This window comes from Gordonia sp. B8661-1, assembly GCF_059427765.1.
Map to the genome: position 1 here is coordinate 539,066 of NZ_JCAHRL010000003.1, position 21,528 is coordinate 560,593.

The 21,528-nt window shown below is 67.5% G+C and carries 21 protein-coding genes and 1 tRNA gene; 14 read left to right on the forward strand and 8 right to left on the reverse strand.

Annotation, left to right across the window (positions count from 1 at the left end; genetic code table 11):
* Positions 1-150 precede the first annotated feature (150 nt).
* Positions 151-1,173, reverse strand: coding sequence for a nucleoside hydrolase (locus tag AC4JJG_RS09950; protein WP_495400636.1), 1,023 nt, complete (start codon positions 1,171-1,173; stop codon positions 151-153).
* Between the two features lie 82 nt (positions 1,174-1,255).
* On the opposite strand from AC4JJG_RS09950, the gene AC4JJG_RS09955 reads away from it, so the two are divergent.
* The gene (locus AC4JJG_RS09955) at positions 1,256-2,185 is read left to right on the forward strand and encodes a mechanosensitive ion channel family protein (protein ID WP_495400635.1); all 930 of its coding nucleotides are present in this window, start codon (positions 1,256-1,258) and stop codon (positions 2,183-2,185) included.
* A gap of 58 nt (positions 2,186-2,243) precedes the next feature.
* Here the strand turns inward: AC4JJG_RS09955 and AC4JJG_RS09960 are convergent.
* Positions 2,244-2,329 (reverse strand) — tRNA-Leu (locus tag AC4JJG_RS09960).
* 65 nt (positions 2,330-2,394) lie between these two features.
* Here AC4JJG_RS09960 and AC4JJG_RS09965 point away from each other — a divergent pair.
* Together AC4JJG_RS09965 and AC4JJG_RS09970 are read left to right on the forward strand one after the other, a co-directional pair.
* Complete coding sequence (locus AC4JJG_RS09965) at positions 2,395-3,741, forward strand: M20/M25/M40 family metallo-hydrolase (protein ID WP_495400634.1); 1,347 nt, start codon at positions 2,395-2,397, stop codon at positions 3,739-3,741.
* Between the two features lie 56 nt (positions 3,742-3,797).
* Complete coding sequence (locus tag AC4JJG_RS09970) at positions 3,798-4,358, forward strand: YbhB/YbcL family Raf kinase inhibitor-like protein (RefSeq protein WP_495400633.1); 561 nt, start codon at positions 3,798-3,800, stop codon at positions 4,356-4,358.
* 180 nt (positions 4,359-4,538) lie between these two features.
* On the opposite strand, the gene AC4JJG_RS09975 is transcribed toward AC4JJG_RS09970, so the two are convergent.
* The 3 genes from AC4JJG_RS09975 to AC4JJG_RS09985 are packed head-to-tail and all read right to left on the reverse strand — an operon-like array spanning position 4,539 to position 7,057.
* Positions 4,539-5,642, reverse strand: a complete 1,104-nt coding sequence (locus AC4JJG_RS09975; protein WP_495400632.1) for a quinone-dependent dihydroorotate dehydrogenase — start codon at positions 5,640-5,642, stop codon at positions 4,539-4,541.
* On the reverse strand, positions 5,636-5,950 hold the full coding sequence (locus tag AC4JJG_RS09980; protein WP_495400631.1) for a DUF5703 family protein: 315 nt from the start codon (positions 5,948-5,950) through the stop codon (positions 5,636-5,638). The genes AC4JJG_RS09975 and AC4JJG_RS09980 overlap by 7 nt, the downstream gene beginning before the upstream one ends.
* 24 nt (positions 5,951-5,974) lie before the next feature.
* A complete protein-coding gene (locus tag AC4JJG_RS09985) occupies positions 5,975-7,057 on the reverse strand; it encodes a YncE family protein (protein ID WP_495400630.1) in 1,083 nt (360 codons plus the stop codon).
* Positions 7,058-7,252: 195 nt separating this feature from the next.
* Between AC4JJG_RS09985 and AC4JJG_RS09990 the strand changes: the two genes are divergently transcribed.
* From AC4JJG_RS09990 to AC4JJG_RS10015, 6 genes are all read left to right on the forward strand, one after another.
* The gene (locus tag AC4JJG_RS09990) at positions 7,253-8,095 is read left to right on the forward strand and encodes an undecaprenyl-diphosphate phosphatase (RefSeq protein WP_495400629.1); all 843 of its coding nucleotides are present in this window, start codon (positions 7,253-7,255) and stop codon (positions 8,093-8,095) included.
* 14 nt (positions 8,096-8,109) lie between these two features.
* A complete protein-coding gene (locus AC4JJG_RS09995) occupies positions 8,110-8,832 on the forward strand; it encodes an MSMEG_4193 family putative phosphomutase (RefSeq protein ID WP_495400628.1) in 723 nt (240 codons plus the stop codon).
* A gap of 25 nt (positions 8,833-8,857) precedes the next feature.
* A complete protein-coding gene (locus AC4JJG_RS10000; RefSeq protein WP_495400627.1) occupies positions 8,858-9,550 on the forward strand; it encodes a DUF3090 domain-containing protein in 693 nt (230 codons plus the stop codon).
* A 41-nt stretch (positions 9,551-9,591) separates the two neighbouring features.
* On the forward strand, positions 9,592-10,437 hold the full coding sequence (locus tag AC4JJG_RS10005) for an SCO1664 family protein (RefSeq protein ID WP_495400626.1): 846 nt from the start codon (positions 9,592-9,594) through the stop codon (positions 10,435-10,437).
* Positions 10,438-10,503: 66 nt separating this feature from the next.
* Positions 10,504-11,748 (forward strand): cysteine--1-D-myo-inosityl 2-amino-2-deoxy-alpha-D-glucopyranoside ligase, encoded by a 1,245-nt coding sequence (mshC, locus tag AC4JJG_RS10010; protein WP_495400625.1) that lies wholly within the window; start codon positions 10,504-10,506, stop codon positions 11,746-11,748.
* A gap of 28 nt (positions 11,749-11,776) precedes the next feature.
* A complete protein-coding gene (locus AC4JJG_RS10015) occupies positions 11,777-12,085 on the forward strand; it encodes a hypothetical protein (protein ID WP_495400624.1) in 309 nt (102 codons plus the stop codon).
* Between the two features lie 6 nt (positions 12,086-12,091).
* Here the strand turns inward: AC4JJG_RS10015 and AC4JJG_RS10020 are convergent, their stop codons facing one another.
* Positions 12,092-13,177 (reverse strand): alpha/beta fold hydrolase, encoded by a 1,086-nt coding sequence (locus tag AC4JJG_RS10020; protein WP_495400623.1) that lies wholly within the window; start codon positions 13,175-13,177, stop codon positions 12,092-12,094.
* Entirely contained in the window at positions 13,177-14,082 is a 906-nt protein-coding gene (locus AC4JJG_RS10025; RefSeq protein WP_495400622.1) for a PAC2 family protein, read from the reverse strand. The genes AC4JJG_RS10020 and AC4JJG_RS10025 overlap by 1 nt, the downstream gene beginning before the upstream one ends.
* A gap of 51 nt (positions 14,083-14,133) precedes the next feature.
* Between AC4JJG_RS10025 and metH the strand changes: the two genes are divergently transcribed.
* A complete protein-coding gene (gene metH / locus AC4JJG_RS10030) occupies positions 14,134-17,718 on the forward strand; it encodes a methionine synthase (protein WP_495400621.1) in 3,585 nt (1,194 codons plus the stop codon).
* Positions 17,719-17,795: 77 nt separating this feature from the next.
* Here metH and AC4JJG_RS10035 read toward each other — a convergent pair whose 3' ends face one another.
* Positions 17,796-18,566, reverse strand: coding sequence for an alpha/beta fold hydrolase (locus tag AC4JJG_RS10035; RefSeq protein ID WP_495400620.1), 771 nt, complete (start codon positions 18,564-18,566; stop codon positions 17,796-17,798).
* Positions 18,567-18,653: 87 nt separating this feature from the next.
* Between AC4JJG_RS10035 and AC4JJG_RS10040 the strand changes: the two genes are divergently transcribed.
* From AC4JJG_RS10040 to hisG, 4 genes are all read left to right on the forward strand, one after another.
* Entirely contained in the window at positions 18,654-19,457 is an 804-nt protein-coding gene (locus AC4JJG_RS10040; protein ID WP_495400619.1) for an MmyB family transcriptional regulator, read from the forward strand.
* A 33-nt stretch (positions 19,458-19,490) separates the two neighbouring features.
* Positions 19,491-20,195, forward strand: coding sequence for an HAD family hydrolase (locus tag AC4JJG_RS10045; protein WP_495400618.1), 705 nt, complete (start codon positions 19,491-19,493; stop codon positions 20,193-20,195).
* 6 nt (positions 20,196-20,201) lie between these two features.
* The gene (locus tag AC4JJG_RS10050) at positions 20,202-20,465 is read left to right on the forward strand and encodes a phosphoribosyl-ATP diphosphatase (protein ID WP_495400617.1); all 264 of its coding nucleotides are present in this window, start codon (positions 20,202-20,204) and stop codon (positions 20,463-20,465) included.
* Between the two features lie 72 nt (positions 20,466-20,537).
* Positions 20,538-21,383: an ATP phosphoribosyltransferase gene (gene hisG, locus AC4JJG_RS10055; RefSeq protein WP_495400616.1), complete on the forward strand. Its 846-nt coding sequence runs from the start codon at positions 20,538-20,540 to the stop codon at positions 21,381-21,383.
* Positions 21,384-21,528: the final 145 nt, after the last annotated feature.

The window sequence follows — 21,528 nt, forward strand, 5'->3', positions numbered from 1 at the left end:
ACTCGATCAGCATCCGGGGCCACTGCCCTCGCTGGTCGAGTAACGGCGTGCGAGCGCAGCGAGCCCGACGTGTATCGAGACACACGTCCACGCACCGAGCCCGACGCGGATCGAGACACACACGTCCACCCGCAGAGCACGGACGTCGTCCTACGCCGAAACGATTCTGGCGAGCCCCGCGATGCGGTCCAGTAGTTCGTCGAAGACCGCGTCGACGTCGATGCCCGTGACGATCCGCGCGTTCGCCGGCCCGGTCATGCCACGCTCGTCGGCGACCGTCATGCCGCGGGTCAGGGTCCCGTTCAGTTCGACGCCGATGCGGGCGGGCACCGTCTCGGCCATGTCCGGTGCGAGCGCCACCAGGGTGGCCATCGGATCGTGCATGTGCGCGATGTAGCCCTCGTCGACGGACTCGTGGAACTCGAAGTAGAACCGTACGGCGTCGACGAGGTGCCGGACGATCTCGTTGCTCGCCACCGAGCGGCCGCCGGGTTCGTCGGTGGCATCCGGGCATTCGACCGGCGCACTGCCTGCCGCCGCGGCAAGCCGTACCAGGTGATCCGGCGTCATCGCGACGGACTCGGTCACATCGAGCGCGCACACGAGAGGATGCGGGGCGCCGTCGATACCGAACGCCTCGAACGCCTCAGCCGCTGCCTCCGGATCGACCACCACATTCCATTCGCCGGTCGGAGTTGTGTTGCCGTGGACATGGAACGCACCGCCCATCACTACGAGCCGACTCAGTCGGGACGGCAGCGTGGGATCCCGGCGGATCGCGGTCGCCAGTGAGGTCAGGGGACCTGTGACGACACCGATCAACTCGCCGTCATGCGCCACCGACGCATCGATCCAGGCGTCCGCGGCATCGACAGGGGAAGCCGGTGTCGTTGCCGACGGCAACTCCGCATAGCCCACCCCCAGGGGTCCATGCGTGTCCTCGGCGGTCCGCAGCGTACCCACGAGTGGCGCGGACGCACCGAGGTGCACAGGAACGTCGGTGCGCCCGCAGAGCTCGAGCCAGGCCAGATTGTTGGCGGCCACCACGTCCACCGGTACGTTGCCAGCCGTCGATGCCACGCCGACGATCTCGACGTCGTTTCGCGCGAGCAGATACAGCAGGGCGAGGGAATCGTCGATGCCGGTGTCGCAGTCGAGGAAGAGTCGGGCCACACCTCATTGTGACCGGACGCCGGACGGCGACCCGACCTCGGGGGCGCTCGACAGATCGCGAGGAGTCGTTACGGTCGGGTCCATGGTCACTCAGCACATCGCATTCGAATGGACCGACACGAGCCGCATGTGGTTGATCGAGAGTCCCATCCGTATCGCCGCCTATGTGGTGGGCGCCCTGGTCGTGCGGTTCGTCCTGCACCGCCTGATCGATCGGGCCACGCGGCGGAAGAAGACGGAAAGCGTACCGGTCGAAGCGAATTCGGGGTTTCTGCACAAATCCGGGGCCAAACAGCGCCGCGTCCGGAGTCCGGAGGCGGCCGAACGCCGTGCCCAGCGCGCCCGGACGATCGGTTCGGTGCTCAAGTCGACGGTGTCGATCGTCCTGCTCATCTGGGTGGTGCTGTCGATCCTCAGCGTGCTGGGCGTGAACATCGCGCCGTTCATCGCCTCCGCGGGCATCGTCGGGCTGGCGATCGGCTTCGGCGCCCAGAATCTGGTGCGGGACTTCGTGTCCGGGATCTTCATGCTGCTCGAGGACCAGTACGGTGTCGGTGACTTCATCGATCTCGGCGAGGCGGTCGGTGAGGTGGAGAGCGTCGGACTGCGCGTCACCACCGTCCGCGACATCGACGGCACCCTCTGGTACGTGCGCAACGGCGAGATCGCCCGCGTGGGCAACATGAGCCAGGAGTACGCGGTCGCACGCGTGGAGGTGCCCCTCGCGCTCTCCGCCGACATCGACCGCGCGGAGCAGATCGCCTCCGGGGCCGCGTCCACGGCCATCACCGATCCCGCCATCGCGAAGGACGTCCTCGGCACGCCCGAGATGCTGGGCGTTCAGGAGGTTGCGCCGGACATGGTGGTGTTGCGTCTCACACTCACGACGAAGCCGAACGCGCAGTGGGCAATCCAGCGCCGCATCCGGCGCGAGATCCTGCGCGAGTACGAGGCCAACGACATCGCGCTGCCGTACCGGCACGGCATGCTCGTCGGCGCCGCGGCCCGCTGACGAGCGCCCGATCAACGAGAGAACCCCCGGTCGATCGACCGGGGGTTCTCGCTCTGTGTGTCCGGAGGGGGACTTGAACCCCCACGCCCGTTAATAGGGCACTAGCACCTCAAGCTAGCGCGTCTGCCATTCCGCCACCCGGACCCGGTGTAGCGCGCACAAGACTAACCGAGGTTGCCCGGCTAACCCAAATCACGTAGGAAACAGGTGTGACATCCCAGCACAACGAGGTCCGGGCCGTCGACGAAGTCGTCGACATCGTGAGCCGTCTGATCCGCTTCGACACGTCCAACACCGGCGAGCCGGAGACCACGAAGGGCGAGGCCGAGTGTGCCGCGTGGGTGGCTCAGCAACTCGAGGATGTCGGCTACACCACCCAGACGGTGGAGAGCGGCAGGCCTGGACGGGCCAACGTGTTCGCCCGGCTCGCGGGTCCGCCGGACAGTGATCGCGGCGCGCTGCTCCTCCACACGCATCTGGACGTGGTCCCCGCCGAGCCGGCGGACTGGAGCGTGCACCCGTTCTCCGGATCGATTTCCGACGGCTACATCTGGGGCCGGGGCGCGGTCGACATGAAGGACATGGTGGGCATGGCGCTCGCGCTGGCCCGCCAGTTCAAGCGGGACGGAACGGTCCCGCCGAGAGAGATCGTGTTCGCGTTCCTGGCCGACGAGGAGGCCGGCGGCACCTGGGGATCCCAATGGCTGGTGGCGAATCGGCCGGATCTGTTCGAAGGCATCACCGAAGCCGTCGGTGAGGTCGGCGGATTCTCGCTGACGGTCGATCGCCCGGACGGCACGCAGAAGCGCCTGTATCTCGTCGAGACGGCCGAGAAGGGCCTCTCGTGGATGCGACTCACCGCGGAGGCGACGGCGGGCCACGGATCGTTCCTGCACGCCGACAACGCCGTCACCGAGATCGCCGAGACGGTCGCGCGGATCGGCAGGCACACCTTCCCGCTCGTGATGACCGATTCGGTGCGGGAATTCCTCTCGACGGTCTCCGACGAGACCGGTCTCGATCTGAGCCCGGAGTCACCGGATCTGGACACCACGCTGTTCAAGCTCGGCAATCTGGCCCGCATCATCGGTGCGACCTTGCGCGACACCGCGAATCCGACGATGCTGCGCGCCGGCTACAAGGCCAACGTGATCCCGCAGAAGGCGGAGGCTGTCATCGACTGCCGCGTGCTGCCCGGCAGGCAGGCCGCGTTCGAGAAGGAGATCGACGAGCTGCTCGGCCCCAATGTGCGGCGCGAATGGATCACCCATCTCGATTCGTACGAGACCACTTTCGACGGCGATCTGGTGGACGCCATGAACGCGGCCATCCTCGCTCACGATCCGGATGGAAAGACCGTGCCCTACATGCTGTCCGGCGGCACCGACGCCAAGGCCTTCGCGAAACTCGGTATCCGCTGCTTCGGTTTCGCACCGCTGCGACTGCCGCCGGATCTGGACTTCGCCGCGCTGTTCCACGGCGTCGACGAGCGGGTTCCCGTTGACGCCGTGCGATTCGGCACCGACGTGCTCGAGCACTTCCTGCTCCACAGCTGATCCCGTCCGGCATCATCGAAGGACGACGTCCCCACCGACCGACGAAAGGCGCATACATGTCCGCGGACACACCTCGCACCCCGAATCCCTACGACGCGCTGCCCGCTCTGCCGACCTTCACCCTGACCTCGGAGAACGTCACCGACGGTCAGCCCCTGCGTACACCGCAGGTGAGCGGACTGATGGGGGCCGGCGGCGAGGACCTGTCGCCCCAGTTGTCCTGGTCCGGATTCCCCGAGGGCACAAAGAGTTTCGCGGTCACCGTCTACGATCCCGATGCCCCGACGGCCTCCGGGTTCTGGCACTGGGCCGTCGCCGACATCCCGGCGTCGGTGACCTCACTCGCCGAAGGCGCGGGCGACGAGAAGGGCAGCGGACTGCCCGATGCCGCGCAGACGCTGGCCAACGACGCCGCCCTGAAGCGGTTCGTCGGTGCGGCACCGCCGCCCGGACACGGACCGCACCGGTACTACATCGTGGTGCACGCCGTCGACGTCGAATCCCTCGACCTGCCCGACGAGGCCACACCCGCGTACCTGGGATTCAACCTGTTCTCCCACGCCATCGGCCGGGCGATCCTCGTCGGTACCTACGAGGAGGCATCCGAGGACGTCTGAGCGCCGGGACTACCGGTACTGGCGTCGGTCTCGATACGCGGCGGACTTCGTCCGGCGCTACTCGACCGGCGGGGGCCGCGCCGGTAGGGCCCCTGTCGATCGGGTGGCGGTTGCTGCTGATCGAGTAGGCCCCGAGCGAAGCGAGGCGCCGTATCGAGATCCCCCAGCACTCCTGGGCCGTCAGTCGTGCGCGTCGATGCCGACGGCGTCGGCGAGCGACGTCAGGCCGGCCGCCCGCACCCGTTGCGCGAGTCCGCGGTGGATCTCACGAGCCCACAGAGGACCGCCGTAGATGAAGCCGGTGTAGCCCTGCAGTAGTGAGGCGCCCGCGCGGATGCGTTCCCACGCCTGATCCGCCGTCTCGATGCCGCCGACACTGATCAGTGTCACCCGGCCACCGACCCGGCGGTGCAGCCTGCGCAGCACGGCCAGGGACCGGTCGGCGAGCGGCGCGCCCGACAGGCCACCCGCTCCCATCTCGGCGACTTCGTCGGCGGGTGTTTGAAGACCACTGCGGGCGATGGTGGTGTTCGTCGCGACGATGCCCGCGAGTCCGAGTTCGAGCGCGAGATCGGCGACGGCGTCGATGTCGTCGTCGGCGAGGTCGGGTGCGATCTTCACCAGGACGGGGACGTCGACCTCGTCCTGGACCGCCGCCAGGATCGGACGAAGCGAGTCGACGGCCTGCAGGTCGCGCAGCCCGGGGGTGTTCGGCGAACTGACGTTCACCACCACGAAGTCGGCGAGCGGCCCCAACATGCGTGCACTGAACCGATAATCGTCGACGGCCTCGTCCACCGGGACGACCTTGGTCTTGCCGATGTTGGCGCCGATCGGCACCCGCACCGGGCCGGGGCGCAATCCTCCGAGGTTCTCGGCGGCGGCCAGTGCACCGGGATTGTTGAAGCCCATCCGATTCACCAGCGCGCGGTCGGCGGGCAGCCGGAACAGCCGCGGCGCCGGATTGCCGGGCTGTGCCTGCCCGGTGATGGTGCCGACCTCGGCGTAGCCGAAACCCAGTTGGCCCCAGGCGTTCACCGCGGACGCGGTCTTGTCGAAGCCGGCTGCCAGCCCGAGCGGCGCCGGGAAATCCACCCCGAAGACCTCCTGGCGCAGGATCGGATCGTGGCCCGCGAGTACGCGCGCCGCCAGGCGGCGCAGCAGGGGATTGCGGCCGGTGATCCGGATGGCCGCCGACGAGAGACCGTGGATCCGTTCCGGGGGCAGCAGGAACATCAGTCGCAGCAGGACCGGATAGAACAGGTGGTTGATCCGGCTCAACATGCTTCGGCTCCGGGGGTGTCGTCGGGAAGGATGCGGGGACGATCCGGCCGCGGATGGCCCACAGGGTCGGGATCGGACCGGCGCCGTGGAGGCTTCCGGCGGCGCAGCAGGACCTTGCGGGTGCCGTCGGTGTAGCGCCGGACCCGCTTCAGTTCCCAGCCGCCGAATTCGGCTTCGATGGACAGGCGCATCGACGCGGTCACGCGTGTCACGTCGGGCGGCAAGGTGATCAGGACGACCTCATGATCGGCCGTCGACACCTCCCAGCCGTGGGGGTGCCGTGAGCCGATCCGGGCGCCGGCCGACATCAGAGGGCTCCGATCGAGGAGCGGTCAGCCGACACGGATCGCCTGCAGCCCGTCCCGATCGGACAGGACGTACACCGTGCCGGTGCGATCGTCCACGGCGATGTTGTTCGGTTGCGGGACCGTCGGGAAACGATGCCTCTCGACGGGTTCGCCTCCGGACAGGTCATACGCCACCACCTCGTTGTTGCCGGTCGTCGAGATCCACGCCAGGTTGCGCGAATCGTCGTAGTCTACGGCGTACGGACCGTCCGGCACCGGGTAGCGGAAGCGCATGACCAGCGGAGATCCGAAGAACCCGATGATCTCTCCGTCGCGGGTGTTGGCCGTGAGGATCCGTCCGTAGCGGTCGACGACGGTGTTCGTGGCGCCGTTGCCCGCGCGCAAGGCGGCGCCGAACTCGCCGTCGGCGATGGTTACCGGTGTCACCGAGGACTGGGCGCGATCAAGGACCACGACCTGTTCGCGCGGCAGGTCGGCGCCCGCAGGGGAGACCGTGATGTCGTCGACGCGAACGAAGCCGTCGATGTCGCGGAGGTGCTTCAGGTTCTTGTCGAACACCAGAATCCGGCCGTCCGCGGTGCCCACGAGCACATCGCCGGATGCGGAGTGCGCCAACGCGGTCGGCTGATCCGTCCCGATGTCGGAGGTCGTCACGGCGCCGTCGGCGGCGATCCGGACGAGGACCGAGGGGCCCGCACCGAGGAAGCCGTCGCCGCTCCCGATCAGCTGCGTCAGCGGCGGCGTCGCGACCGGTGCGGCGGGACGGGTGAGATCGTCGGCGGCGTAGCGCGTGACCGATGTACCGGCGGCGTCGAGAACCGCGACGACATTCCCGTCGAGGGCGAGGGCCCGGCTGCCCGGGGCAGTGGATACCACGATTCCCGCGGGTGCGGCGGTGCCGGTCGGCGGTGACGCCACGGCCGTCGCCGGAGCGACCGTCGGCACATCGGGCGTCGACGACGAGTCGCCGGAATCGCCGCACGCGGTGAGTCCCACGGCCAGCAGCGCGGCCGACAGGCCGGTCCCGAGGCGGACCGCCATCGTGCGGGAGAGTCCGATCCGTCCCCGAGGCGTCGGCGGCGGCGAGAACGTGGGGGCGGCGTGCATGCCAACCATCTTGCGGCACGACCGTCGGGGCGTGCCGCCGGGGGCGTGTCCGTCGGGGCGGAATCGGACTGCACATCGATATCCGGCAAAGCGCCCACCTGCGGATAGCCCGTGCACACGGGCGAATCGAGGGTGGTCCACGACCACGGGCGCCGGTTTCCGGAGCGCCGTTGGGTACCAGTAGCATCGGTCGCCGTGAGTGACACCATGACGTGGACCCAGTCGATCGTGCTCGGCGCCCTCCAGGGGCTCACCGAGTTCCTGCCGGTCTCGTCGTCGGGGCACCTGCGTATCGCGTCGGAGATCATGTTCGGCCAGGACGCCGGAGCCTCGTTCACCGCGGTCACCCAGCTGGGCACCGAAGCCGCGGTGCTCGTCTACTTCGCCCGCGACATCGTCCGGATCGTCGTCGCCTGGTTCCGCGGACTCTTCCATCGCGACGAACGAGGTCTCGACTACCGGATCGGCTGGTATGTGATCTTCGCGACCATCCCCATCGGTGTTCTCGGGTTCCTGCTGAAGGATCAGATCCGGACCGTCGGCCGGAACCTGTGGCTGGTGGCCACCGTGCTGATCCTCTTCGCCGGCGTCATCTGGCTCGCCGAACGGTACGGCCGCAAGGATCGGTCGATGGATCAACTGACCCTGCGTGACGGCCTGGTGATGGGTCTGGCGCAGTGCCTCGCCCTGATCCCCGGAGTGTCCAGGTCCGGTGCGACGGCCAGCGCCGGCCTGTTCCTCGGCCTGAATCGTGAAGCGGCATTTCGCTTCTCGTTCCTCCTGGCGATTCCGGCGGTGACCGCCTCCGGTCTGTTCAGCCTGCCCGATGCGTTCAATCCGAGCGGCGAAGGGCTGGAGGCGAGCGGATCGCAACTGCTGGTCGCCACACTGATCGCGTTCGTGATCGGTTACGCATCCATCGCCTGGCTGCTCCGATTCGTCAGTGCGCATTCGATGAACTGGTTCGGCGCCTACCGGGTGATCCTCGGCCTCGTGGTGTTCGGGCTCCTCATCGGCGGCGTCATCTCGGCGACCTGACCTATGGTTGTCCCATGACCGTGATCCTGGTGCGGCACGGCCGGTCGACGGCCAACACCTCCGGAGTGCTCGCCGGCCGGACTCCGGGAGTCTCGCTCGACGAGAAGGGGCTCGAACAGGCCGCCGCGTTGCTACCGCGTCTCGGAAACCACATCGATGACCTGCGTGCCGTGGTGCGTTCACCGCTGGATCGGTGCGCACAGACGGTGGCGCCATTGGTGGCCGCGCTGGACGCGGATCCGGAGCGTGACGTCCCGGAAATCGTCGTCGATGCTCTCGCCGAGGTCGACTACGGGGACTGGACCAACCGGCCGATCAAGGAGCTGCTGGCCGAACCGCTCTGGAAAACGGTGCAGCATCACCCGTCGGCGGCGGTGTTCCCCGACGGCGAAGGACTCGCCGACGTGCAGACCCGGGCGGTCTCCGCGATCCGGCAACTCGATCGCACCTATGGTGGGGAGAACGGACTGTGGCTGGCGTGTTCGCACGGTGACGTCATCAAATCCGTCATCGCCGACGCCATGGGTATGCACCTCGACGCCTTTCAGCGCATCGTCGTGGAACCGGCATCCATCAGCGTCATCCGCTACGGGGCGAGCCGTCCGTACGTGCACACCGTGAACCACACCGCGGTGCTGTCGGTGCCGCTACCGCGCACCGACGCGGGCCGCGACGACGCAACCGTCGGCGGCGAAACCGGCGCCTCCGCTGCACGAGCACCCGCCGGACGCGGATAATGGACGACACGACGAAGGAGGTCTGATGTCACGCGCGATACATGTGTTCCGTACCCCGGACCGGTTCGTCGCCGGTACCGTCGGCCAGCCCGGCGACCGCACGTTTTACCTGCAGGCCGTCCACGAATCGCGGATCGTCAGCGTGCTGCTGGAGAAGCAGCAGGTGGCGATTCTGGCGGACCGGATCGGAGCTCTGCTCGAGGAGATCCATCGGCGTTTCGGAACCCCGCTGCCGCCGGAGACGGACCGGGTCGGCGATCTGAGTCCGCTCGTGATGCCGGTCGATGCCGAATTCCGCGTCGGCACGATGGGCCTCGGCTGGGACGCCGAGGCCGAAGCCGTGGTCGTGGAGTTGCTCGCCATCACCGAGGGCGACTTCGACGAGAGTGTCGTGCTCGACGACTCCGAGGAGGGGCCGGACGCGGTGCGTGTGTTCCTCAGCACCATCGCGGCCCGGGAGTTCGCGGCGCGGTCGTCGCGGGTGATCTCCGCCGGGCGACCGCCGTGCCCGCTGTGCCACGAACCGCTGGACCCGGACGGTCATCTCTGCATTCGGACCAATGGCTACAAGCGCGGCGCCGAACTCAGCAAGTCGGTGGACTTCGTCGACCCCGAGGTGTTCCGGCACCTGCAGATGCCGAGCGAGTCCGAGTACGGCGACGACCCCGATCTCGGGGAGGGCGACGACACCGATCCCGGCCGGCCACAGCAGGACTGACCGCACATGGGTGTCATGACGGGCGACCGGTGAGCGGCGATGTGGCCGACGACAGCGCGCCGGGGTTGTCGGCTCTGCCGCCGGTACGTGTGGACGAGATTCTTCGCACCGGTGAGCTGATCGTCCTCGGCCGGATCCCGCACGCCAGCAACGCCACCCTCGTCTGCGACGCCGTCCTCGACGGTGATGAGGTGCGCTGCGTCTACAAACCCGTACGCGGTGAGGTGCCGCTGTGGGATTTCCCCGACGGCACGCTCGCCGGACGTGAGGTCGCGTCGGCGACGATCTCCGACGCCCTCGGCTGGAAGGTGATACCGCCGACGATCCATCGCGACGGACCGCTGGGGCCCGGCATGGTGCAGCTGTGGGTCGACATGGATCTGTCCGGCGAGGACGGCGACGAACTCGACCTGGTGGATCTGTGCCCGGTCGCGCAGGTGCCGGACGGGTACCGGATCATCCTGCGGGCCCTGGACGCATCCGGTGAGCCGGTAGTCCTGGTCCACGCCGACGATCCACGTCTGTTCCGGATAGCGGTCCTCGACGTGGTCCTGAACAACGCGGACCGCAAGGGCGGTCACGTCCTGATGGGCGACGACGGCGCCGTCCACGGGATCGACCACGGGATCTGCCTGCACAGCGACGACAAATTGCGGACGGTGCTGTGGGGTTGGGCGGGCGAGCCGGTGCCCGCGGACCTGCTCGCCGACCTCAGACGGCTGCGTAACAGACTCGCCGACTCCGCCGACCCGGTCACGCAGGCGCTGTGCGCACATCTCACGGTCGACGAGATGCGGGCACTCGACGAGCGGATCGCCACCCTTCTCCACACCGGGGTCATGCCGCTGCCGCCGGGCCATCGGCCCATTCCGTGGCCACCCTTCTGACGCCCGGCAACGGAACCGGCACGGCCCGAAACGGCCACCCGAACAGGCGGGCCATACAGTAGGGGCATGCAGTCGTGGCCTGATCCCGTCCTGCCGGCGGTGCCCGGCTCCGGACCCGCACTCCGCCTCTACGACACCGCCGACGACGCGGTACGTCCGGTCAGTCCCGGCGAGACCGCAACGATGTACGTCTGCGGTATCACTCCTTATGACGCAACCCATCTGGGACATGCGGCCACCTACCTGACCTTCGATCTCGTGAATCGGGTGCTCCGCGACCAGGGCCACGACGTCCACTACGTGCAGAACATCACCGACGTCGACGATCCGTTGTTCGAGCGCGCCGAGCGGGACGGCGTCGACTGGCGGGACCTCGGTAACCGCGAGATCGATCTGTTCCGTGAGGACATGTCCGCGCTGCGGATCGTGCCGCCGCGCGACTACATCGGAGCCATCGAATCCATCGACGAGGTGATCGAGGTCGTCGGCAAGCTGCTGCAGTCCGGCGCCGCCTACGTCGTCGACGATGCGGAGTTCCCGGACGTCTATTTCCGTGCCGATGCGACCGAGCAGTTCGGATACGAATCCGGGTACGACGCGGAGACCATGGCCCGGTTGTTCGCCGAGCGTGGCGGCGATCCCGATCGTCCGGGAAAGCGGGATCCGCTCGACGCGCTGCTCTGGCGGGCGGCACGTCCCGGTGAGCCGTCCTGGGACTCGCCGATGGGGCCGGGACGACCCGGATGGCACATCGAATGTTCCGCGATCGCCCTCAATCGTCTCGGGGTGAACTTCGACATCCAGGGCGGCGGCAACGATCTGATCTTCCCGCACCACGAGTTCTCTGCCGCTCATGGTGAATCGCTCACCGGAGCACGACGTTTCGCCCGCCACTACGTCCACACCGGGATGGTCGGCCTGGACGGCGAGAAGATGTCCAAGAGCCGCGGAAACCTGGTCTTCGTGTCCGCGTTGCGTCGCGACGGTGTCGATCCCGCCGGGATTCGCCTGGCGCTGCTCGCCGATCACTATCGCGGCGATCGGATGTGGACCGATGACGTGCTGTCGACCGCGTTGACCCGCCTCGATCGGTGGCGGAAGGCGGCGTCGGCCCCTGCCGGACCCGACGCCGAGCCGGTGATCGCGCGAATCCGGCAGCATCTCGCCGACGACCTGGACACCCCGAAGGCGCTGGATGCGGTGGACGGGTGGGTGCGCGACGTCGAACAGGGCATCGGTGGTTCGGCCCAGGCGCCCGCCGACCTCACCGCGGCGGTCGATGCCCTGCTGGGCGTCGACCTCGCGCGCTGATCGTGCGCCACGCTAGTAGAGTGCAGCCGTGGCACTAGCGCAGGAGATCGCTTCCGATACGACCGGTGGGGTGTGGACCGTGGTGACCCGCACCTCCACCTATCTGTTGGATTTCGACGAGATGACCCTGCTCCGAGCGCCCGGCGTGGGGGGCACGGAGAGCGAGGAATGGACGGTCAGCCGACTCCGTCGGGACAGCGAGGACATCCCGCTGCTCGGCGTGAAGTCGTGCCGGGTGGGGGAGTCCGCCCAGTTCTGGGTGCGGGCGGCCGACGATCCGGATGTGCGGACCTGGAGGATCACGACGCCGGTGGTGTCGATCGAACGGATCGGCTGAGATCCGTCACCTGCTGCGGCGTAATTCCTGCAGCAGACCGATCATGAGTTCCGACTTGTCCCGCTTCACGTCGTGGCCGGTACGCACGTCGTCGACGAGGCGGCTGCCGTCGATGAGTCGGTGTGCGCGTTGCGCGTCCGCATCGCTTGCGGCGCCGAGCAATACGCCGTCCGCGGCATGCCGGACGCGGGTGTGGACGAGGGTGGTCGGTGCCGTGATTGCGCTGAGCGTCGCCTGCTGGTCGAAGCCGTCGAACCAGCTGCCGTCGTAGAACATCCGTCCGAAGCGCAGGTCGTAGTCGCCGGTGCCGTCCTGGAGGCAGGCGGTCAGGTCGAAGGCACGATTCATCGAGATGCCCAGCCACCAGAGACGCGGAATCCGCATCGGGTCACGATCCATCTGCCGTCGCGCCGGACGCGCGACCATCGGCTCCCACCCGTTGCCCCACAGGGTCCGCAGATAGTTGTGGTCGAGCCAGTAGCGCGTCCACCGCGTGCGGTCGGCAGGCGGGATCGACAGGTAGTCGTGCATCGGCCGAAATCCGTCGAGCCAGGCGTAGGTACCGGGCGCGCGGTCCGGTTCGGTGGCGAAGAACGGCGCGTCCTCGACCAGCAGACCGCTCACCAGGTGCGGCGACCGTGCGGCGAGCAGCGACGCGAGCAGCCCGCCCGATGAGTGGCCGGACACGACGGCCGGTGCGCCGATCACCTCGTCGACGAACCAGCTCAGTGAGTCGGCCTGCGCACGTGCGGGATAGCGGTCCGGCTCCTTCGCCGACCCGCCGTGGCCGAAGCAGTCGACGGCGAAGACGTGGAAGTCACGCGTGAGTGCACCGAGGACGGGTGCGTAGTCCCACCACGACGACATCTGCCCGTGAATGAGCAGCAGGGGGTTCCCTCCCGCGGGCCCTTCGCCGTAGGCGATGAGTCCGCCGTCGGGATCGGTGACCGTCGATTCGACCATCCCCGCGCGGTCGATGCGCCCACGGTCGGCCCGGTCATAGGTGAGGTTGCGGAGCGCGGCGGCTCCGGTGACCGCGATGGCCGCCGCGCCCGCCCCGATGCCGAGCCGTGCTCCGGGCGGGAGCGGCATCAGCCGAAGGAACCCGGAGTGCGGCCCGAAGAGCCGCCCGGGCCGGGACCACGCCGCTTGAGATAGCGCTCGAACTCGGCGGCGAGAGCGTCGCCGTCGATCTTCGACATCACCTCGTCGGGATCGATCTCTGCGTCACCGCGTTCCTCGAGTCCCCGGACGTAGTCGGCGATCTCCTCGTCGTCCTCGGTCATCTCGGTGACCGCGTGCTCCCATTCCTCGGCCTGCTCCGGCAGTGTGCCGAGCGGCACCTCGATGTCGAGGACCTCCTCGACCCGGTTCAGCAGGGCGACGGTGGCCTTCGGGTTCGGCGGGGTGGAGACGTAATGCGGGACCGCGGCCCAGAAGGCGACGGCGGGCAGGCCGGCCTGGACGAACAGGTCCTGCAGGACACCGGTGATCCCGGTCGGTCCCTCGTACCGGCTCTCGGCCAGGTTGAAACGGGCCGCGGACTCGCTGCTGTACGCCGTACCGGTGACGGGGACCGGACGCGTGTGTGGTGTGTCGGCCAGCAGTGCGCCCAGCATGACCGTCGTCTCCACCTCGAGTGCCTCGGCCAGGTCGACGATCTCGGCGCTGAACGCCCGCCAGCGCATATTCGGCTCGATCCCGCGCAGGAGTACGATGTCACGGTCCGCACCCGGGGGAGAGCAGTACGAGATGGATGTGGTGGGCCAATCGATACGCCTGGTCACGCCGTCGATCTGCCGGACCGTCGGACGGTTGACCTGAAAGTCGTAGTAGTCGTCGGAGTCGATCTCCATCAGCGGCACCGCGTCCCAGGCCAACGCCAGATGCTCGACCGCAGCGGTTGCCGCGTCGGCCGCGTCGTTCCAGCCCTCGAAGGCAGCGAGAATGATGGGCCTGCGAAGTGTGGGAAGGTTCGACTTCTGCGCGGCGTTCACTGAACCAGCCTACGACCGAACCCCAAGAGAGAGCGAACTACGCTGAGAACCATGTCTAACATCTCCGACGACCGACAGAACTACGACACGACATTGCTCACCGCGATGTCGCGTCGCGTGTTGATCGGGGATGGGGCGATGGGCACGATGCTGCAGGCCGCCGATCTGACGCTCGATGACTTCCAGGGACTCGAGGGCTGCAACGAGATTCTCAACGAGACCCGGCCGGACGTCCTCGCGCACATTCATCGCTCGTACTTCGAGGCCGGCGCAGACGCCGTGGAGACGAACACGTTCGGCTGCAACCTGTCCAACCTCGGTGACTATGACATCGCCGACCGCATCCGGGAACTCGCCTACAAGGGCACCGCGATCGCACGTGGTGTTGCCGACGAGATGGGACCGTCGGCGGACGGCACGGACCGGTTCGTGCTCGGCTCGATCGGTCCGGGCACCAAATTGCCGAGTCTGGGACACACGACCTTCGAGGTCATCCGCGATGCCTACTACGAGTGCGTCGCGGGCATGCTCGACGGTGGTGCCGACGCGATCCTCGTGGAGACCTCCCAGGATCTTCTGCAGGTGAAGGCCGTCGTGGTCGCGGCTCGCCGGGCGATGGCCGATCTGGGTCGCCACCTTCCGATCATCAGTCACGTGACCGTGGAGACCACGGGCACGATGCTCCTCGGATCCGAGATCGGTGCGGCACTGACCGCCATCGAACCCCTGGGCGTCGACATGATCGGGCTGAACTGTGCGACCGGTCCCGCCGAGATGAGCGAGCACCTGCGGTACCTGTCGAAGCATGCCCGGGTTCCGGTGTCGGTGATGCCGAATGCCGGTCTGCCGGTTCTCGGCCCCAACGGAGCCGAATATCCGCTGCGCCCCGACGAATTGGCGACGGCCCTCGGCGATTTCGTCGGTGACTACGGTCTGTCCCTGGTGGGTGGATGCTGTGGCACCACCCCGGAGCACATCCGGCAGGTCGCCGAGCGTGTGGCCGAGGTGACGCCCGCGCAACGGAAGCCGGAGCACAGCTCCGAGACGTCGTCGCTGTACACGGCGGTGCCGTTCGATCAGGACTCGAGCTTCCTGGTGATCGGTGAGCGCACCAACTCCAACGGCTCCAAGGCCTTCCGTGAGGCGATGATCGCCGAGGACTACCAGAAGTGCCTCGACATCGCGAAGGATCAGACCCGCGACGGCGCGCATATGCTCGACCTCAACGTGGACTACGTGGGCCGTGACGGTGCGGCCGACATGACCGCGCTCGCAACACGTTTCGCGACGTCGTCGACGCTGCCGATCATGCTCGACTCGACCGAGCCCGACGTGATCCGCGCCGGTCTGGAGGCCCTCGGTGGTCGATGCGCGGTCAACTCGGTCAACTACGAGGACGGCGACGGGCCCGATTCGCGGTTCGCCCGCATCATGGCGCTGGCCGTCGAGCACGGCGCCGCCGTGGTCGCGCTGACCATCGACGAGGAGGGGCAGGCCCGCACCGCGGACTGGAAGGTCCGGATCGCCGAGCGTCTCATCGCCGACATCACCGGGAACTGGGGATTGTCGGAAGAGGACATCATCATCGACGCCCTCACCTTCCCGATCTCGACGGGCCAGGAGGAGGTGCGTCGCGACGGCATCGAGACCATCGAGGCGATCCGCCGTCTCCACGAGGCGCATCCCGACATCCACTTCACCCTCGGCATCTCGAACATCTCGTTCGGCTTGAATCCCGCTGCGCGACAGGTTCTGAACTCGGTGTTCCTGCACGAGTGCGTGCAGGCCGGTCTGGACACCGCGATCGTGCACGCCTCGAAGATCCTCCCGATGGCGCGGATTCCGGAGGAACAGCGCGAGGTGGCGCTCGATCTGGTGTACGACCGCAGGCGCGAGGGCTACGACCCGCTGCAGAAGCTGATGGAGCTGTTCGAGGGGGTGTCGGCGGCCTCGGCACGTGAATCCCGCGCGGCGGAGCTGGCCAAGCTGCCGCTGTTCGAGCGTCTGGAACGACGCATCGTCGACGGCGAGCGCAACGGCCTCGAGGACGATCTCGACGAGGCGATGACACAGGTGCCGCCCCTGCAGATCATCAACGAGACACTGCTGTCCGGCATGAAGACTGTCGGTGAGCTCTTCGGTTCCGGTCAGATGCAGCTGCCGTTCGTGCTGCAATCCGCCGAGGTCATGAAAACCGCTGTCGCACACCTGGAACCGCATATGGAGTCCACCGGCGAGGACGGCAAGGGCCGGATCGTGCTGGCCACCGTCAAGGGCGACGTCCACGACATCGGCAAGAATCTCGTCGACATCATCCTGTCCAACAACGGATACGAGGTGGTCAACCTCGGCATCAAGCAGCCGATCAACACCATCCTGGAAGCGGCGGCGGACAAGCGTGCCGACGTCATCGGTATGTCCGGCCTGCTCGTGAAGTCGACCGTGGTGATGAAGGAGAACCTCGAGGAGATCAACGCCCGCGGCGTCGCCGACACCTACCCGGTGCTGCTGGGTGGTGCGGCACTCACCCGTTCCTACGTGGAAAACGATCTGACCGAAACCTACGAGGGCGACGTTCACTATGCGCGTGATGCGTTCGAGGGTCTGCGTCTGATGGACGAGATCATGGCGACCAAACGCGGCGAAGGGCCTGCCCCGGACAGTCCGGAAGCCCTGGCCGCCAAAGAAAAGGCCGCCGAACGCAAGGCGCGGCACGAACGATCCAAGCGGATCGCGGAGAAGCGGAAGGCCGCGGAGGTGCCGGTCGAGGTGCCGGCCCGATCGGACGTCGCCACCGACAACCCGGTGCCGTCACCGCCGTTCTGGGGCTCACGGATCATCAAGGGTGTGCCGGTCGCCGACTACCTGCAGTTGCTCGACGAGCGCGCACTGTTCCTGGGGCAGTGGGGTCTTCGAGGAGCGCGGGGCGGCGACGGACCGTCGTACGAGGATCTCGTGGAGACCGAGGGCCGCCCTCGGCTGCGCTACTGGATCGACCGGTTGTCGACCGAGGGCATTCTGCAGCACGCGGCGGTCGTCTACGGGTATTTCCCTGCGGTGAGCGACGGAGACACGGTGCACGTGCTGGCCGAACCGCACCCGGACGCCGAGATCCGGCACAGCTTCACCTTCCCTCGGCAGCAGCGCTCGCGGTTCCTGTGCATCGCCGACTTCATCACGTCGGCCGAAGAAGCCCGGGCGACGGGTCAGGTCGACGTGTTGCCGTTCCAGCTCGTCACCATGGGCCAGCCGATCGCGGACTTCGCGAACAAGCTGTTCGCCGAAGACGCCTACCGGGATTACCTGGAGGTGCACGGTATCGGCGTGCAGCTCACCGAGGCACTCGCGGAGTACTGGCATCAGCGGGTCCGCGGTGAATTGACCGTCGCCGGAACATCATTCGCCGGGGACGATCCGGACGACGCGCAGGGCTTCTTCGACCTCGAATACCGGGGTGCGCGCTACTCCTTCGGTTACGGCGCATGCCCGGACCTCGAGGACCGCGCGAAGATGATCGATCTGCTCGAGCCGGAGCGCATCGGCGTCGAGCTGTCCGAGGAACTGCAGTTGCATCCCGAACAGTCGACCGACGCGTTCGTGCTCCACCACCCGGAGGCGAAGTACTTCAACACCTAGGCGCTTGTGCGACCTTGTTTCGTTCCCGCGATCTCGGCCGAAGTCGCGGGAACGATACGAGGTCGCAGCACCGTCGATCAGGTCTCGCGGGACGGCAGTGGTCGGCACTGCGACCACCAGCCGACGATCCGGTCGACGACCGCATCCGGGTGACGTGCCCATCGGACGTGATCGGTGGTGCCCCCCGGCGGACAATCCGCTGCCGTGTAGGTCCAGCGGGTCAGTGCTTCCGGAGAGATTGCCTGTTCGTGTGCGCGGCAGGCGGATTCGGTGACGAAGGTGTCGTTCTCGAGGAAGATCGACAGTGTGGGGACCGTGGTGGCGCCGTCGGTGGGAAAGGGGGCGCGACCGGTCACCACCATCGCGGCCCATTCGCGCATCAGTGTGCGAGCGTTGGGTGCCCCGAAACCCGGTGTGGGCCAATAGCCCGCGACGACACTGACCGGAAAGACCGCCAGTCCCATCCCGAGCAATGCCGCACCGGAACGCAACGGATAGCGGGCGAAGAACGGAATCGATCCCGCGATGGCCACGATGCCGTCGGGGCGGCCCTCGGCCGGGCCGCGGGCGACCAGTTGGGCCAATTGGGCGCCGATGCTGTGGCCGGCCAGCACGATCCGTTCGGTACCCGCTGCCCGCAGGCGCGCGATCTCGCCGGAGAGTCGGTCCGCCTCATCCTGGTAGGACCAATCAGCAGAGCGGGACGGCGAGGCGTCCCCGTCCTCGATCCCACGACGCGCGACGATCGACGCCGACCATCCCTGCTCCCGCGCGGACTCGGCGAATCGGTCATAGAAGCGGGCGGGCACCGCCATCGCCGGGGAGACGAGCATATGAGGTCGGGACATGTCGGTCAGTCTCACACCTCCGCATCGGCGGAGCCACTACCTGCCGGGTAATCGAGTTCATTACCCGCCGATGCCTACCATGACCACATGACGGTCACGGTCGGGGCGCTGCTGCAACAGTGGCGTTCGCGCCGGTCCATCAGCCAACTCGACCTCGCCTACCGCGCGGGCGTGTCTCCCCGCCACCTGAGTTTCGTGGAAACCGGGAAGTCGACGCCGAGCGCCGCCCTGCTCGAGACCCTCGCCGAGCATCTCGATGTGCCACTGCGGGAACGTAATTCGTTGCTCATGGCGGCCGGCCACGCCCCGCGGTATTCCGAAAGGTCCCTCGACTCGGAGGCCATGCGACGGGTGCGGGGGTCGGTACAGCGACTACTCGACGCACATCAGCCGAATCCAGGGCTTGCCGTCGATCGCGTGTGGGACGTGGTACTCGCCAACGATGCCGCGGTCGCCCTCGCCGCGCTCCTGCCCGAACATCTGGTCCGGCCGACGATGAATCTCTTTCGCGCATCGCTGCATCCGGAGGGGTTCGCGCGATTCACGGTGAACTTCGACGCGTGGGGGACGTATCTGCTCGACATGCTGCGTCGTCTGGTGCGCACGACCGGCGACACGGCGTTGGCTGAGCTCGAGCGAGAGGTCGCGACGTTCCCCACGGTTGTCGAGTTGGACACCCGGGCCACACGGCAATCGGTGCTGTCGCCCGAACCGTTGCTGCTCGTGCCCTTCGAACTTCGTGTCGGCGACACCGCGCTGGCGTTCTTCACGACACTGACGACCTTCGGAACTCCGCGCGACATCACCCTTGAGGAGCTGACGATCGAGCTGTTCTATCCCGTAGACGAGGCCACCGAACACTGGCTGACGTCCTCGGCACCATGCCGCTGAGCGGACGCGGCAGCAGGTTGCGATGATGCAGGGGTGACGTTTGCTCAGACCGGCCCTGCCGCAGTCCTCTGGGACATGGACGGAACCCTGCTCGATACCGAGCCGCTATGGGACATCGCGATGGTGGACTTCGCGCTCAAGAACGGGATCACCATGAGCCCTGAACTCCGCGAGTCGACGTTGGGCAATTCGTTGCCCAACGCGCTCACCAAGGTCTACGACGCGGCCGACGTCGCCGCGAAGGACCAGGATCGCGAGGCCGACAGCCGGTGGATGCTCGACCGGGTCATCGAGATCTTCGCGCAGGACCTGCCCTGGCGCCCGGGCGCCCGCGACGCGCTGGACCTGGTGGCCGACCGTGGGCTCCCGATGGTGCTGGTCACCAACACCGTTCGAGAGCTCACCGACCACATGCTCGACACCATCGGACGGGAACGGTTCACCGCGACGATCTGCGGTGATGAGGTGCGCAACGGCAAACCCGCCCCCGACATCTACCTGCGCGCCGCCGATCTCGTCGATCTACGCACCGGGCAGTGTCTTGCCGTGGAGGATTCTCCGACCGGCACGCATGCGGCGACGACCGCCGGGGTGCCGACTCTGGTGGTGCCCTCGGCGGTGCCCGTTCCGCAGGGGCCGCTACGGACGTTCCGCGGATCACTGACCGGACTGCGCGACACCGACCTGGATCACGCCTGGACCGGGCAGCGCACCGGCGATTCCGACATGCGAGAATGAGACATCGTGAAGACTTTCGATGAGCTGTTCGCCGAACTGAGCGACAAGGCGCAGAACCGGCCCGCGGGCAGCGGGACCGTCGCCGCTCTCGATTCGGGTGTGCACACCCTCGGCAAGAAGATCATCGAGGAGGCCGGCGAGGTGTGGCTCGCGGCCGAGTACGAATCGGACGAGTCGCTCGGCGAGGAGATCTCGCAACTGCTGTACTGGCTCCAGGTGATGATGATCAAGCGTGGTCTGACGTTGCAGGACGTGTACCGGCATCTGTAGGGGCGCCGGCACCCGGTGCCCCGAGAGCACACCGACTCCGATGACACCCACCTCTCGTTAGGACCTTTCGACATGCTGCGCGTGGCCGTGCCCAACAAGGGATCGCTGTCCGAATCCGCCGGGGCCATCTTGGCCGAGGCCGGGTACCGGAAGCGGTCCGACGCCAAGGACCTCACCGTCCTGGACAATCACAACGACGTCGAGTTCTTCTTTCTTCGCCCCAAGGACATCGCGATCTATGTCGGTCAGGGCACCCTCGACCTCGGCATCACCGGACGGGATCTCGCGGGGGACTCAGGCGCCGCCGTCGACGAACAACTCGCGATGGGATTCGGATCGTCGACGTTCCGCTACGCGGCGCCCGCGGGCCAGCAGTGGTCGGTCGACGACCTCGCGGGCAAGCGGATCGCGACCTCGTACCCCAACCTGGTCCGGCGCGACCTCGCGGAGCGCGGGATCGAGGCCGAGATCATCCGCCTCGACGGCGCCGTGGAGATCTCCATTCAGCTCGGCGTCGCCGACGCGATCGCCGACGTGGTGGGTTCCGGCCGAACGCTGCGCGCCCATGAGCTGGCGGCGTTCGGTGAGTCGCTGTGCGACTCCGAGGGCGTGCTGATCTCCCGCGTGGACGCGGAACTGTCGAAGGCGGCGCGGCAATTCATCGCCCGCGTGCAGGGCGTGGTCTTCGGGCAGAAGTACGTGATGATCGACTACGACTGCCCGCGTTCACTGCTCGATCAGGCCACCGCGCTGACCCCGGGAATCGAATCGCCGACGGTCTCGCCGATGGCCGATCCCGACTGGATCGCCGTGCGCGCGATGGTGCCCCGCAAGGATCACCAGAACCTGATGGACGAACTGTCCGAACTCGGCGCCAAGGCCATCCTGGCCACCGATATCCGTTCCTGCCGTTTCTGACTCTCCCGCTGGTCGCACGCGGCAGGCAGGTGGGGATCTCGATACGCTGCCTCGCTGCGCTCGGTAGCTACTCGATCAACGGGTTCGGGTGTCTGTCGTCCGTTGGTGGAGTGGCCGCGCAATTGGTTCCACGGGTTCGTGCGTC

Coding starts and splice junctions, on each gene's coding strand:
- mshC (WP_495400625.1), top strand. CDS start 10,504: ATGCAGTCGTGGCCTGATCCCGTCCTGCCGGCGGTGCCCGGCTCCGGA.
- AC4JJG_RS09985 (WP_495400630.1), bottom strand. CDS start 7,057: ATGCACGCCGCCCCCACGTTCTCGCCGCCGCCGACGCCTCGGGGACGG.
- AC4JJG_RS10035 (WP_495400620.1), bottom strand. CDS start 18,566: ATGTCCCGACCTCATATGCTCGTCTCCCCGGCGATGGCGGTGCCCGCC.
- AC4JJG_RS09980 (WP_495400631.1), bottom strand. CDS start 5,950: ATGTCGGCCGGCGCCCGGATCGGCTCACGGCACCCCCACGGCTGGGAG.
- AC4JJG_RS09995 (WP_495400628.1), top strand. CDS start 8,110: ATGACCGTGATCCTGGTGCGGCACGGCCGGTCGACGGCCAACACCTCC.
- AC4JJG_RS10000 (WP_495400627.1), top strand. CDS start 8,858: ATGTCACGCGCGATACATGTGTTCCGTACCCCGGACCGGTTCGTCGCC.
- AC4JJG_RS10040 (WP_495400619.1), top strand. CDS start 18,654: ATGACGGTCACGGTCGGGGCGCTGCTGCAACAGTGGCGTTCGCGCCGG.
- hisG (WP_495400616.1), top strand. CDS start 20,538: ATGCTGCGCGTGGCCGTGCCCAACAAGGGATCGCTGTCCGAATCCGCC.
- AC4JJG_RS09970 (WP_495400633.1), top strand. CDS start 3,798: ATGTCCGCGGACACACCTCGCACCCCGAATCCCTACGACGCGCTGCCC.
- AC4JJG_RS09975 (WP_495400632.1), bottom strand. CDS start 5,642: ATGTTGAGCCGGATCAACCACCTGTTCTATCCGGTCCTGCTGCGACTG.
- metH (WP_495400621.1), top strand. CDS start 14,134: ATGTCTAACATCTCCGACGACCGACAGAACTACGACACGACATTGCTC.
- AC4JJG_RS10020 (WP_495400623.1), bottom strand. CDS start 13,177: ATGCCGCTCCCGCCCGGAGCACGGCTCGGCATCGGGGCGGGCGCGGCG.
- AC4JJG_RS09955 (WP_495400635.1), top strand. CDS start 1,256: ATGGTCACTCAGCACATCGCATTCGAATGGACCGACACGAGCCGCATG.